General features: G+C 63.2%; 13 protein-coding genes and 1 tRNA gene. 8 read left to right on the top strand and 6 right to left on the bottom strand.

The genetic code is table 11. The annotated features are described in order from the left end of the window. Positions 1-58: 58 nt before the first annotated feature. The 6 genes from RUH75_RS02655 to RUH75_RS02630 all read left to right on the top strand — a co-directional run bounded on the left by RUH75_RS02655 (position 59) and on the right by RUH75_RS02630 (position 5,151). The gene (locus tag RUH75_RS02655) at positions 59-1,711 is read left to right on the top strand and encodes a M28 family peptidase (RefSeq protein WP_313801921.1); all 1,653 of its coding nucleotides are present in this window, start codon (positions 59-61) and stop codon (positions 1,709-1,711) included. A 189-nt stretch (positions 1,712-1,900) separates the two neighbouring features. Then, a complete protein-coding gene (locus RUH75_RS02650; RefSeq protein ID WP_313801919.1) occupies positions 1,901-2,458 on the top strand; it encodes a PilZ domain-containing protein in 558 nt (185 codons plus the stop codon). An 89-nt stretch (positions 2,459-2,547) separates the two neighbouring features. Beyond that, on the top strand, positions 2,548-3,534 hold the full coding sequence (locus RUH75_RS02645) for an agmatine deiminase family protein (protein WP_313801917.1): 987 nt from the start codon (positions 2,548-2,550) through the stop codon (positions 3,532-3,534). Then, positions 3,531-3,884 (top strand): DUF3147 family protein, encoded by a 354-nt coding sequence (locus tag RUH75_RS02640; protein WP_313801915.1) that lies wholly within the window; start codon positions 3,531-3,533, stop codon positions 3,882-3,884. The genes RUH75_RS02645 and RUH75_RS02640 overlap by 4 nt, the downstream gene beginning before the upstream one ends. Positions 3,885-3,996: 112 nt before the next feature. Beyond that, the gene (gene aguB, locus RUH75_RS02635; protein WP_313801913.1) at positions 3,997-4,845 is read left to right on the top strand and encodes an N-carbamoylputrescine amidase; all 849 of its coding nucleotides are present in this window, start codon (positions 3,997-3,999) and stop codon (positions 4,843-4,845) included. A gap of 15 nt (positions 4,846-4,860) precedes the next feature. After that, entirely contained in the window at positions 4,861-5,151 is a 291-nt protein-coding gene (locus RUH75_RS02630; protein ID WP_313801911.1) for an antibiotic biosynthesis monooxygenase family protein, read from the top strand. On the opposite strand, the gene RUH75_RS02625 is transcribed toward RUH75_RS02630, so the two are convergent. Beyond that, on the bottom strand, positions 5,141-5,794 hold the full coding sequence (locus tag RUH75_RS02625; protein ID WP_313801909.1) for a uracil-DNA glycosylase: 654 nt from the start codon (positions 5,792-5,794) through the stop codon (positions 5,141-5,143). The genes RUH75_RS02630 and RUH75_RS02625 overlap by 11 nt on opposite strands. 23 nt (positions 5,795-5,817) lie before the next feature. On the opposite strand from RUH75_RS02625, the gene folK reads away from it, so the two are divergent. Next, positions 5,818-6,318, top strand: coding sequence for a 2-amino-4-hydroxy-6-hydroxymethyldihydropteridine diphosphokinase (gene folK, locus RUH75_RS02620; RefSeq protein WP_313801907.1), 501 nt, complete (start codon positions 5,818-5,820; stop codon positions 6,316-6,318). 45 nt (positions 6,319-6,363) lie between these two features. Then, positions 6,364-6,439 (top strand) — tRNA-Lys (locus RUH75_RS02615). Positions 6,440-6,683: 244 nt separating this feature from the next. On the opposite strand, the gene RUH75_RS02610 is transcribed toward RUH75_RS02615, so the two are convergent. From RUH75_RS02610 to RUH75_RS02590, 5 genes are read right to left on the bottom strand one after another with little or no spacing between them, the layout of a single operon-like run. Further along, a complete protein-coding gene (locus tag RUH75_RS02610) occupies positions 6,684-7,139 on the bottom strand; it encodes a carboxymuconolactone decarboxylase family protein (protein WP_313801905.1) in 456 nt (151 codons plus the stop codon). A 52-nt stretch (positions 7,140-7,191) separates the two neighbouring features. Further along, on the bottom strand, positions 7,192-8,364 hold the full coding sequence (locus tag RUH75_RS02605) for an acetyl-CoA C-acetyltransferase (RefSeq protein ID WP_313801903.1): 1,173 nt from the start codon (positions 8,362-8,364) through the stop codon (positions 7,192-7,194). 14 nt (positions 8,365-8,378) lie between these two features. After that, on the bottom strand, positions 8,379-9,044 hold the full coding sequence (gene npdG, locus RUH75_RS02600) for an NADPH-dependent F420 reductase (protein WP_313801901.1): 666 nt from the start codon (positions 9,042-9,044) through the stop codon (positions 8,379-8,381). Continuing rightward, positions 9,034-11,427, bottom strand: a complete 2,394-nt coding sequence (gene cofH, locus RUH75_RS02595) for a 5-amino-6-(D-ribitylamino)uracil--L-tyrosine 4-hydroxyphenyl transferase CofH (RefSeq protein WP_313801899.1) — start codon at positions 11,425-11,427, stop codon at positions 9,034-9,036. The genes npdG and cofH overlap by 11 nt, the downstream gene beginning before the upstream one ends. A 51-nt stretch (positions 11,428-11,478) precedes the next feature. Next, complete coding sequence (locus RUH75_RS02590; protein ID WP_313801897.1) at positions 11,479-12,198, bottom strand: helix-turn-helix domain-containing protein; 720 nt, start codon at positions 12,196-12,198, stop codon at positions 11,479-11,481. Positions 12,199-12,246: the final 48 nt, after the last annotated feature.

The following is a 12,246-nucleotide window of genomic DNA, read 5'->3' as shown; positions in this document are numbered from 1 at the left end:
GCCCGCCCCGCTGCGCAGTGCCATCATCGCATCGATCCAGATATTGAGGTCCCCTTGCATGCGCCTGTCTTTCGCCACGATCCCGCTGCCGTTGGTAGCGCTGTCCTGCGCTCTGCCGGTTTTCGCTGCCTCGTCCAATGGCCCCTCCATCGAGACGATGAAGGAGGTGGTGAAGGAGATCTCCTCCAACGCTTATGAAGGCCGCGCGCCGGGAACAGTCGGGGAGGAAAAGACCCTTGCCTATCTGGTGCAGCGCTTCGAAGCCCTGGGGCTGAAGCCCGGCAACAAGGGCAGCTGGTTCCAGGATGTGCCGCTGGTCGAGATCGACGCGAAGAATGTGTCGCCGCTGACCTTTACCGGCGGCAAGGCGACGGTATCCGCCAAATATGGACCGGAGATGGTGATGGCCACCTATCGCACCGGCCAGCCGCATATCGAGATCAAGGACAGTCCGGTCGTCTTCGTCGGCTATGGCATCAACGCGCCGGAAAAGAAGTGGAACGACTATGCCGGCGTGAATGTGAAGGGGAAGACCGTCATCATATTGGTGAACGATCCTGACTATCAGACGCCGACGCTTCGCGGGCCGTTCAATGGGCGCGCGATGACCTATTATGGCCGCTGGACCTACAAGTTCGAGGAAGCCGCGCGGCAGGGCGCCGCGGCGGCGATCATCGTGCATGATACGGTGCCCGCGGCCTATGGCTGGAATGTCGTGCAGTCGAGCTGGACCGGGGCGCAGCATGTGGCGGACAGCGCGAACGGCAATGCCGACCAGTCGGCCGCTATCGGCTGGATGCAGAAGGAAAAGGCGGCGGCGCTGATGGCGGGCGCGGGGTTGAACCTCGACATGCTGATGGCGGCGGCGAAGAAGCGCGGGTTCAAGCCGGTGCCGCTGAAGGGCGTGAAGGCGAACCTCAGCTTCGACAATGCCATCCGCAAACATAGCTCGAAGAATGTCGTCGCCCTGCTGCCCGGCAAGACGCGGCCCAATGAATATGTACTCTATGCCGCGCATTGGGATCATCTGGGCCATTGCGAGGCGGCATCCGATGGCGACGATATCTGCAACGGCGCGATCGACAATGCGACGGGAACGGCAGCGCTGGTGGCATTGGCGCAGGCCAATGTGAAGGCGGGACCAACGGATCGCAGCCAGGTCTTTCTGGCAGTGACGGCGGAGGAATCGGGGCTGCTTGGGTCGTCCTATTATGGCAATCATCCCGTGTTTCCGCTGGGCCAGACCGTGGGCGGCGTGAATATGGACGCGCTCAGCATGGCGGGCCTGGCGAAGAATGTCGTGGTGATCGGCAAGGGTAAGTCACAGCTCGACGCCTATCTGGACCGGGCGCTGGCGGCGCAGAAGCGGGTCGCCAGCCTGGAACCCACGCCGGAAAAGGGCTTTTATTACCGCTCCGACCATTTCAGCTTCGCCAAACATGGCGTGCCGATGCTCTATTTCGAGGGTGGGCAGGATCTGGTGAAAGGCGGCCCCGCGGCAGGGGCGAAGGCCGCGAAGGATTATGAGGAGCATCGCTATCACGGCCCCAAGGACGAATATGATCCCGATTGGGACTGGAGCGGCGTGAAAGCGGATCTGAAGCTTTACTATGATGTGGGGCGCGCGCTCGCGAACGCGACGGATTGGCCGAACTGGGTGCCGGGCGACGAATTCCGCACCATCCGCGATCGAAGCCGAAGCGGAAAATAAAAATCCGACCGGGCATTTCCGCCGGCCACTAACCTCCGGATTGGCGTGACGGCGCCCGGTGCGGCGCTTCATGCTGTCCCATTCTCGTACAGTTTGCGATCGCCATTCATGGTTTACGCTACGGAAACCATAGGTTTAAGAAAGCCCAAAAGAATCAGGGTCGCCAAAAATGAGGGGATGGGTCGCACCATGGAGATCAATAACGCTGTAACCATATTACACGTCGGCAAGCTGATCACGCCACAGAGAGAATGCCTATGCGTCGTTCATTCCCTGTCGGCCAGGGAAGCGCTGATTCGCGCCACCCTGCCGCTGGAGGCTGGTCAGAGCGTTACGCTGGGACTGCGAAACGGATTTTCCGTTCCCGCCATCGTCGCCGTCTTCCGGGGCGAGCAGGCATTGCTCATGTTCGAGGAACATGTCTCCATCTCCACTATATTGGCCGAGCAACGAAACGGACGCGACGAACGGGGCGGTGTACGGCTGAACATCAGCATGCCCGTTTCAGTGACGACGCCAACCGGCAGGCACAGCTGCGCGATGAAGGACATTTCCCTGTCCGGCATGATGATCCAGGACGATGCAGCCTTGCTGGAGGAAGGGATGCAGGTCGAGATCCTGATCGATGGACTTGGCAAGCGCGATGCGACGGTATGCTGGCGCTCGGCCCCTCATGCAGGTCTGAGCTTCCATGTCCCGCTGGGCTTCAAGCTGCTGGATCAATGGGCTGCGCAATTAAGCGGGTAACCGAACCGCCCGTCCCTGCATTTGCCGCTGTCATGCGGACTGCTATCCTGTAGAGGCGCGGCAGGAACGCGTGAACAGGAGCCAAGCCCATGACTTTCCGTATGCCCGCCGAATGGGCCCCGCATGAGTGGACCTGGATCGGCTTTCCGACCTGTCCCGAGGAATGGCCGGGCGCATTTGATGAGGCGCGGCGGCAGATCGCGGACTTTGCCAACGCTCTGCATGCCGATGGCAAGGGCGAGGATGTGCGGCTGGTGGTCGCCGATGAGGACGATGCGGAGGTCGCGCGCGGACTGGTGGCGCCGGGTGTGACCGTGGTGGTGCAGAAGCTGGGCGACGTATGGCTGCGCGACACGGCGCCGATCGCGGTGCTGCGCGGCGCGCAGCGGGCATTGGTGGATTTCGGCTTCAATGGCTGGGGCGGCAAATACCGGATGCCGGGCGATGAGGATATCGGCGCGCGACTGGCGGCGATGACGGGCCTGCCGACATCGACCCAGCATTGGGTGTTCGAAGGCGGCGCGGTCGATACCGACGGCACCGGCCTGTTCGTGACGACGGAGCAATGCCTGCTCCATCCCAATCGCAACCCCGAACTGGATCGGGGCAAGATCGAAACGTTGCTGGCCGGAGCGTTGGGCCTGTCCGACATGCTTTGGCTGGGCAACGGGCTGCTCAACGACCATACGGACGGGCATGTCGACAATCTGGCCCGTTTCGTGGCGCCGGGCGTTCTGGCGCTGCCAGAGGCGAGCACGGAGGATGATCCCAATGCGGCCATCTATGTCGATGCGCGCGCGCGTGCCAGGGCGCATGGCGTCGACGTGGCGTCCATCCCCTCCCCCGGCCGCGTCGTGGTGGATGGGGAGATCATCCCGGCGAGCTACATGAATTTCGCCGTCGGCAATGCGGCCGTCATCGTGCCAATCTATGGCCAGCCCAATGATCAGGCGGCTCTGGATGCGTTCAGGCCTTTCTTCCCCGGCCGGGAGATCATCGGACTGCGCAGCGACGCGATCCTGTCGGGCGGCGGCAGCTTCCACTGTTGCAGTCAGCAGATGCCCTCCGGCACATGAGCGCGATGCTGGCGCTGCGGGCGCTGATTTCAGGCATCATCATCGCCATCGTGTCGGTGGTGTCGCGGCGTTATCCGGGGCTGGGCGCGCTGATCGCCTCGCTGCCGCTGATTTCGGTGATGGGAATGATCTGGCTGTGGAACGACAGGCCGGACGCCGAAAATATGGCGCGGCATGCGGAGGCGACATTTTATTATGTCATCCCGTCCCTGCCGATGTTCCTGCTGATCCCGATGCTGCTGCGCCGCGGGGTTTCCTTCGCGCCCGCGCTGATTGCGGGTTGCGTGGCGACAATCCTGCTCTATCTCCTCACCGTTGCCATCGCTGCCCGGATGGGCATCCGTCTCTAGAGTCATTCCGGTTCAGATTGAACCGGAATGACTCTGGGAGTTTTTTGTTTTCCGTGATTTTCGAGCCGCCAGATGATGCCATCTGGCTCGGAATCACTCTAGGGACCGTGTAATGACCAAAGTGACCGTCGCCGCGCTCCAGCTCGCCTTTTCCGACGATCAGGCGGACAATATCGAAATGGTCGCGGGCCATGTCGTGAAAGCCGCGGCGCGGGGCGCGAAGATCGTCCTCCCGCCCGAGCTGTTCGAAGGCCCCTATTTCTGCAAGGTCCAGGATGAGGCTCTGTTCGCGGGCGCCCTGCCCCTGGATGAGCATCCCGCCGTGCGGGAAATGCGCAAGGTGGCGAAGGCCGAGGGCGTCTATATCCCGACCAGCTTCTTCGAACGCGACGGGCAGCATCATTATAATTCGCTCGCCATGATCGATGATGAGGGCGAGATCATGGGCGTCTATCGCAAGAGCCACATTCCCGACGGACCGGGCTATCAGGAGAAATTTTACTTCCGGCCCGGCAATTCGGGCTTCAAGGTGTGGGAAACAAAGTTCGGCACGATCGGCGTCGGCATCTGCTGGGACCAATGGTATCCCGAAACCGCGCGGGTCATGGCGCTGATGGGCGCGGAACTGCTGTTTTATCCCACGGCCATCGGTTCGGAGCCCTATGACGCCGACCTCGACACCAGCCGCATGTGGCGCCGCGCGATGATCGGCCATGCGGTCAGCAACTGCATGCCCGTGATCGCCGCCAATCGCATCGGTGAGGAAGATGGTCAGAAATTCTACGGCCACAGCTTCATCAGCGATGAATGGGGCGATTTCGCCGCAGAGGCCGATGCGAAGGATAATGGCGCACTGGTGGCGACCTTGGACCTGGAGCAAGCGCGCAGGCATCGTGCGGGCATGGGCTTCTTTCGCGACCGGCGGCCGGAGCTTTATGCGCGGATCGCGCAGGACATCTGACAGAAGGAGACGCGCGTGACCATTGCCCGCCATTATGTGATGCATGCCAAGGAAGGCATGGATGCCGCGCTGGAAAGCGCCCTGCGTGCCGTGGCCGATGCCGTCCGGCCGCTGCCCGGCTGCGAGGGCGTGGAGATGCTGCGCGATCTGGGCAATGAACGGCGCTTCGTCTTCATCGAGCAATGGACCGATGTGGGCGCGCACAAGGCGGCCGGGGCGCTGCTCGACAAGGGTCTGTTCGCGCCGATGATGGCGGCGCTTGATGGGCCGCCGGACGGGGCCTATCTCGACTATCTCATGCGCTGAGCGCCACGGCCCGCGCAAATACGGCCTCGAACATGTCAGCCGTCAGCCGGCCGGTATTCTGGTTGTAGCGCGAGCAATGGTAGCTATCGATCACGATCTTCCCGCTGGGCATGCGATGCTCCGCCAGATGAGCGAAGCGGGCTTTGGGGAGCTTGCCGCCCAGAACCTTGACTGCGGACTGGTGCGCGATCTGGCCCAGCGCGACGAAGACCCGCGCATGGGGGAGCATCGCGACAGCGGGTTTCAGGAAGGCGCGGCAATTGCGGATTTCGTCCGGCAGCGGCTTGTTCTGCGGCGGCAGGCATTTGACCGCGTTCAGGATGATGATGTTCCGCAGCACCAGGCTGTCGTCGGCACGCCCTTCGTACGCGCCTTGCGCCAACCCGAATTTGCTGAGCGTCGCGAAGAGCAGATCGCCTGCATAATCCCCGGTGAAGGGCCGGCCCGTACGATTTGCACCGAATTTGCCGGGCGCAAGGCCGATGATCGCAATCCTGCCCCGATCATCGCCAAAGGCCGGAACCGGGGCATTCCACCAGTCGGAATGTTCCACCCGATTTTCTTCGCGATATGCGACCAGGCGGGGGCAGAGTTGACAGTCATGGGGCGGTTCGCTGTGCGGGATAGGGCTTTGCAGCATCATTGTGAGGGGATAGGCGCTGCCTGATGGCCAAGACAAGTCCCCGTCATATTTATGCGCTCGCATTGGGATCGAACCGCTCCCTGTCGGCTCGACAGACGCCGGCGCGCCTGCTGAAGGACGCGGTGCGCCTGATTGCGGAACTGGGAACCGTATCGGCCGTGGCTCCCATCATGATGACCCCGCCCATCGGGCCGTCACGCCGGAAATTCGCCAACAGCGCCCTGCTGGTGGAAAGCAGCCTGCCACCCGAAACCATGCTCCTGCGGTTGCAGGCGATCGAGCATGGCCTTGGGCGCCAGCGCTTCATCCGCTGGGGCGCCCGGCGTCTGGACATCGACATCATCCTCTGGTCTGGCGGTCGCTGGAACAGCCGATCGTTGCACATCCCCCATCCCGCATTTCGCGATCGGGACTTCGTGCTGGCGCCGCTGCATTCTGTCGCACCGGGCTGGCGGGACCCGGTTTCCGGGCTTTCCGTGCGTCATTTGCGCGCACGATTGCGAAAAGCGATTTCTGGAGGTTGACCAGCCGCATCGCCGCCTCTAGTGCGTGCGGACCTCAGGACATGAGGGCCCTTAGCTCAGTCGGTAGAGCAACTGACTTTTAATCAGTAGGTCGCTGGTTCGAATCCAGCAGGGCTCACCACCTCCTCTCACGATCATTCCAGTGCCTTGATCACAAGAGCGGCGAAGCACCACATCTCGATGGAAACCAGCAGGCCGAACAGGATGCCGAACATGGCATGAGGTTTCAGTGCATCGTTCATCGGCCCTCTCCAATTCTTTCTGCAAGGTGAACGGCTTAACCATGCATCCGGTTCCCGGAGCGGTTTGGCGCAAGGAGTCGGTCACCGCATCGGACGCGTGATGCTGAAACGGGGAAGGGATGATCAGCAGTCGTTCGGACCCGCGCTGATACGGATCGGGCAGGATGTGGCGATCTCCATCACGGCATTGAGGCGGCCCAGACCCAGCCATTTGGCGCAATGCGTGGCAAGTTCCAGCAATTCGTCGGGGCTGAACACGCCATGGAGCGCTGCCCAGAAGGCATCATCAAAGGCCACGGAACCTTTTGCGAAGCGTTCGGCGAAAGCAATGGCGAGAGCTTCGCGCGGCGCATAGGCGCCATGGCCGCCGGGGTCATCAACGCCCGCGTAGAAATCTTCGGTCAGGCCGTGGCGCTGCATATCCTCTACGCGGGTTTCCGAGCAGGGAATGCAGCCGTTGATATGGGCGATACGCATGCGGGCGGCTTCGCGGATGCGGACGGGCAGATGCGCGCCGGCTTGCAGCGCATCGCCAAAGCCTTGAACGGCAGTGCCCAGATCGGGCCGGAGGGACCACATGCGGGCGCCCTCCTCTCCGTCGCCGGGCGGGAGGGCGATCCGGGCCACGCTCTCAGAGCCTTTCGACGATAGTGACGTTGGCCATGCCGCCTGCCTCGCACATGGTTTGCAAGCCGTATCGGCCACCCCGGTCATGAAGGGCACTGATCAGGGTCGCCATCAGCTTGGCGCCGGAACCGCCAAGGGGGTGGCCCAGGGAAATGGCGCCGCCATGGACGTTTAGTTTCGCCGGATCGGCGTCAAGCGCCTGCATCCATGCCAGCGGGACCGGAGCAAAGGCTTCGTTGACTTCATAGAGGTCGATATCGGCCAGCTTCATGCCCGCTCTGGCCAGCGCCTTTTCCGTGGCAGGGATGGGCGCTTCGAGCATGATCACCGGATCATGACCCAGCACCGTCATTTCATGCACCCGGGCCAGCGGGGTCAGGCCAAGCGTCTTGAGGCCGCGTTCATTGACTACCAGCAGTGCGGCAGCGCCGTCGCAAATCTGGCTGGCATTGGCGGCGGAGATCACGCCATCCTCGGTCAGAAGCTTGACGCCGGCGATCCTTTCCAATGTGGCGTCGAAGCGGATGCCCTCGTCGATCCTGTGGAGGACGGTTTCGCCTTCCGGGCTGACGACTTCCAGGGGGATGATTTCGGCGTCGAACTTGCCCGCTTGCGTCGCGGCGGCGGCGCGGCGGTGGCTTTCGAGGGCGTAGGCATCGAGAACGTCACGGCTCAGGCCATATTTCTTCGCCAGCATTTCGGCGCCGCCGAACTGGCTGAAAGGCTGGTTCGGATAACGCGCCTCGATGCCGGGGCTGCGATAGGTGCCAAAGCCATGTTTGGCGGCCAGCGTCCAGGGAAGGCCCATGGGAACGCGGGTCATGCTTTCGACGCCGGCGGCGATCACCACATCCTGCACGCCGGACATGACGGTCGCGGCGGCGAAGTGCAGTGCCTGTTGCGACGAGCCGCACTGGCGGTCGACATGCGTGCCGGGGACGGATTCGGGCAGGCCCGAAGCGAGGACGGCGTTGCGGGCGATGTTCGCGCCCTGCTCGCCGCCGGGACAGGCGCAGCCCATGATGACATCCTCGACAGCGGCGGGGTCGATGCCGGAGCGCTCGACAAGCCCTGCGAGGACTTTGCCCGCGAGATCGGCGGGATGGACGGCGGCGAGGCGACCGCCCCGCTTGCCGCCTGCGCTGCGCGCGACGGCGGCGATATAGGCTTCTGCCATGATTTCTCTCCTCTTCAGACGCCGGTGATGCGGATGCCGGAGCCGGGAACCTTATATTTGCGGTTGAGCGCGATCAGGACGGAAGTAAGCCCCTCCGCCACGACCGAATTGCAGAGCGGCCCGGCATTCCAGGCGCGTAGGCCGATTAACTGCGCCAGCGCGACCACCATATCGGCGGCTTCGCTGTCGTCGGCGCAGACGAGGACATCGCATTCGATCTCCTCGTCCAGCTTAGTCAGATGATGCGCGCTGATATTCTGGAAGGCGGAGACGACGCGAACCCCCTCGCCCAGCATTTTCTGCACGGCTTCGACGGCGGAGCCACCGTTGGGGAGCTGCACGCGGCTGACCTTCGGCGGGACCAGCGGGACAGTCACGTCGATCAGGATCTTGCCCGCCAGCGCCGGTTCGACATCCTTCACCGTCGATTGCTGCGCGGCAAAGGGTACGGCAAGGACGACGATATCGGCCTGAGCGGCCGCATCCGGGTTGGCGGCGCCGGTGACGGTGCCTTCGCCCAGCACCTCGTTCATCTGCGCGGCGGCTTCCTGCGCACGCTCGGCAGTGCGGCTGCCGATGATGACCTGATGGCCCTTATGCGCCCAGCGGAGCGCGAGGCCGCCTCCTTCCTTGCCGGTGCCGCCAAGAACGGCGATCCTGGGCAGAGCTTCATTCGACATAGGCTAACCTCTCCTGTTCTTTTTGGCGCCTGCGCGGAGGCGTAAGGATCATGGGCGTGAGTGGGGCCGCAGCCATGCCACGGTCATGCATATGCTGCGCGACCGCCCCATAGGCGGTGCTGCGCTGGCGCGGGGTGCGGCCGAGCGAGCGGATCAGCCCTTCCATCGCAGGGGGCGGCATTTCCTGGCCATGCTGCGTCCCTGCGGCGCGGGAAATGCTCTCGTTCATCAGCGTCCCGCCCAGATCATTGGCACCGGAAGTGAGGCAGGCCTTCGCCCCCTCCCCGCCCAGCTTGACCCAACTGGTCTGGATCGAGCGGATATGCGGGTGCAGCGCGAGCCGCGCGACGGCATGCATCAGGCGGACTTCGCGGAAGGTCGGGCCGTGGCGCGCCTCGCCGCGCAGGCCCATGGGCGCTTCCATATGGACGAAGGGCAGCGGCACGAACTCTGTGAAGCCGCCGGTGCGGCGCTGGAGATCGCGGATGCGGATCAGGTGGCGTGCCCAGTGGCGGGGCGTGTCGACATGGCCGAACATGATGGTGGAGGTGGTGCGGAAACCGACCTTGTGCGCGGTTTCGACGACATGGAGCCATTGATCGGTCGTCAGCTTGTCGGGACAGATGATGGCGCGGACTTCGTCGTCCAATATCTCCGCCGCCGTGCCGGGGAGCGTATCGAGGCCGGCCTGCTTGAGGCGGATCAGGAACTGCTCGACCGTCAGGCCCGAAGTCGCCGCGCCCTGCGACACCTCCAGCGGCGAGAAGGCGTGGATGTGCATGTCCGGCACGGCGGCGCGGACGGCTTTGGCAAGGTTGATATAGGTATCGCCGGTATAATGCGGGTGGATGCCGCCTTGCAGGCAGACCTCCGTGCCGCCGCGATCCCATGCCTCGCGGGTGCGGCGGACGACTTCTTCAAGGTCGAGATCATAGGGACGCCCACGCAGTTGCTCCGCCTTGTCCCCCTTCGAAAAGGCGCAGAAGCTGCATTTATAGGCGCAGATATTGGTATAGTTGATGTTGCGATTGACGACATAGGTGATGGCATCGCCCATCATCTGTTCGCGCAAGGCATCGGCGCTGTCACAAATATGTTCAAGGTCGGATTCGCGGGCCGAGAAGAGGGTGGTGATTTCCTCCTCTTCCAGCAGCGCGCCTGTCGTGGCGCGGTTGACGATGGCGGCGATCATCGGATCGACTGGCAGGGTTGAAGGACGCGTGACGCGGGGTTCCAACGCGATGCCGGGCGACCATCGATCCTCTCGGGCAAAGCCTTCCGCATCGGCATGGGCGAGGATATAGCGGATCATCGCCTTGTCCTGCCAGCGACCATTATCCTGCGCATAGGCGCGATAAACCGGCAGACGCGCCACCAGCATCCGCCCCTCGCCTTCGGTCGCCATGCGCAGACGCTCAACTTCGGGCCATGGGGCTTCGGGGTTCACATGATCGGGCGTCACCGGCGAGACGCCGCCCCAATCGTTGATCCCTGCCGACATCAGGCGCGGGAAATCGGCCGCCGACAGGTTCGGTGGCGCCTGGATATTCATCTGCGGCCCCAAAATCAGGCGCGCCACGGATATGGTCCAGAGCAGTTCGTCCATGTCCGGTTCCGGCGCGTTCGCCATCACCGTGCGTTCCTTCGCGCGGAAATTCTGGACGATGACTTCCTGAATATGGCCGTAGCGCGCATGCAAGTCGCGGATCGCTTGGATGGCTTCGATCCGTTCGGCGCGGGTTTCACCAATGCCGATCAATATGCCGGTGGTGAAGGGAATTTGCAGTTCGCCCGCCAGCCGGATCGTCTCCAGCCGCGCCGCCGGTTCCTTGTCGGGCGAGCGGTAATGGGCCCCACCCTTCGCGCATAGACGGTCGGAAACGGACTCCAGCATCAGGCCCTGCGATACCGACACGCGGCGGAGCGCGGCCATTTCCTCGCGGGTCATGACGCCTGCGTTGATATGCGGCAGCAGTCCCGTTTCGTCGCGCACCAGTGCGGCCATTTCAATCAGGTAGGAAATGGTACTGGAATGGCCGAGCCGCGCCAGTTCCTCACGCGCCGCGGCGAAACGCAGTTCGGGCTTGTCGCCCAGAGTGAAGAGCGCCTCCGTGCAGCCCGCCGCCCTGCCCGCGCGGGCAACGGCCAGCACCTCATCACGCGTCATATAGGCATTTTCGCCCGGGCGTGGCGGCTGGGAGAAGGTGCAATAATGGCAGAGATTGCGGCAAAGCTGGGTCAATGGGATGAACACCTTGCGCGACCAGCTCTGCACCCGGCCATGCCCCTCATCACGCAGCGCGGACGCAGCGGCGAGAAGATCGGGCAGGGGCGCGTTCAGCAACGCACTTGCCTGTTCATTCATCCTGTCCCTGCCTGTCATTCGTACCGCTCCATGTCATTCATTCTGTTCTGCTGGACGTTGCCCCCAACTTCAACCCACGGGACCCGGATGTTCCAGCATCACGCCCTCCCGCTTCGGCAGGCCGGCCAGCAGCGCCGGCGGAAGATCGGTCGGCGCATCCAGCAAGGCAACCAGTGATTGGACGAAATGCTCCAGGCTCGCATCATTGCCCCACATCGGATGATCGCGGCTATGGTCCGCCAAAGCGCGCTGGCGGGCAGACAGGACGGCGCTGATATAGGCGCCCATGAACACGAAGCGCTGATTCTGGAGCGCCGCCGGCAAATGCGGCATCAAGCGGCGCAAATGGTCGAGGCACCGGCCGTAGGCGCTGTTCCAGGCCGGATCGATGGCATCCAGCATCATGTCCCGATGAGTCATGGCGAAGATGACTATGAACTGGACATAATGCTCGTCGGGCAAGTGCAGAACCGGCTCGATGAGGATATCCACCACTTGCCGGATCGTGCGGGGGCCGCCCTGAACCTCCAGCGCGTCAAGCGCCGCATTGCGTTCACGGTCCAGTGCCATCGCGCCATCCATCACGATGGCGCGGACCAGTGCTTCCTTGGAGCCGAAATAATAGCCGACGGCGCCATGATTCTTCTGTCCCGCCGCCGCCGCGATCTCACGCACGGTGACGCCGTCCACGCCCCGTTCGGCGAACAGGCGAAGCGCGACTTTCTTGATCTGCTCGGCAGCGGCGCTGCGGATGGCCTCATCGGCCCTGGCGAGTTGAAGTCTGACCATGTGTGCATTTTTCTCATTGCCAAGGCGCTTCGTCAAGTGCATTATCCA

Source organism: Sphingobium sp. (assembly GCF_032153725.1).
Taxonomy (GTDB): domain Bacteria; phylum Pseudomonadota; class Alphaproteobacteria; order Sphingomonadales; family Sphingomonadaceae; genus Sphingobium.
Note: the sequence above shows the minus strand (reverse complement) of the source record. Positions and strands in the feature narration are given on the sequence as shown.

What these genes read in the sequence shown, in the direction of transcription:
- RUH75_RS02655 (WP_313801921.1), top strand. Translation starts at nt 59, where the DNA reads ATGCGCCTGTCTTTCGCCACGATCCCGCTGCCGTTGGTAGCGCTGTCC.
- RUH75_RS02650 (WP_313801919.1), top strand. Translation starts at nt 1,901, where the DNA reads ATGGAGATCAATAACGCTGTAACCATATTACACGTCGGCAAGCTGATC.
- RUH75_RS02645 (WP_313801917.1), top strand. Translation starts at nt 2,548, where the DNA reads ATGACTTTCCGTATGCCCGCCGAATGGGCCCCGCATGAGTGGACCTGG.
- RUH75_RS02640 (WP_313801915.1), top strand. Translation starts at nt 3,531, where the DNA reads ATGAGCGCGATGCTGGCGCTGCGGGCGCTGATTTCAGGCATCATCATC.
- aguB (WP_313801913.1), top strand. Translation starts at nt 3,997, where the DNA reads ATGACCAAAGTGACCGTCGCCGCGCTCCAGCTCGCCTTTTCCGACGAT.
- RUH75_RS02625 (WP_313801909.1), bottom strand. Translation starts at nt 5,794, where the DNA reads ATGATGCTGCAAAGCCCTATCCCGCACAGCGAACCGCCCCATGACTGT.
- folK (WP_313801907.1), top strand. Translation starts at nt 5,818, where the DNA reads ATGGCCAAGACAAGTCCCCGTCATATTTATGCGCTCGCATTGGGATCG.
- RUH75_RS02610 (WP_313801905.1), bottom strand. Translation starts at nt 7,139, where the DNA reads ATGTGGTCCCTCCGGCCCGATCTGGGCACTGCCGTTCAAGGCTTTGGC.
- RUH75_RS02605 (WP_313801903.1), bottom strand. Translation starts at nt 8,364, where the DNA reads ATGGCAGAAGCCTATATCGCCGCCGTCGCGCGCAGCGCAGGCGGCAAG.
- npdG (WP_313801901.1), bottom strand. Translation starts at nt 9,044, where the DNA reads ATGTCGAATGAAGCTCTGCCCAGGATCGCCGTTCTTGGCGGCACCGGC.
- cofH (WP_313801899.1), bottom strand. Translation starts at nt 11,427, where the DNA reads ATGACAGGCAGGGACAGGATGAATGAACAGGCAAGTGCGTTGCTGAAC.
- RUH75_RS02590 (WP_313801897.1), bottom strand. Translation starts at nt 12,198, where the DNA reads ATGGTCAGACTTCAACTCGCCAGGGCCGATGAGGCCATCCGCAGCGCC.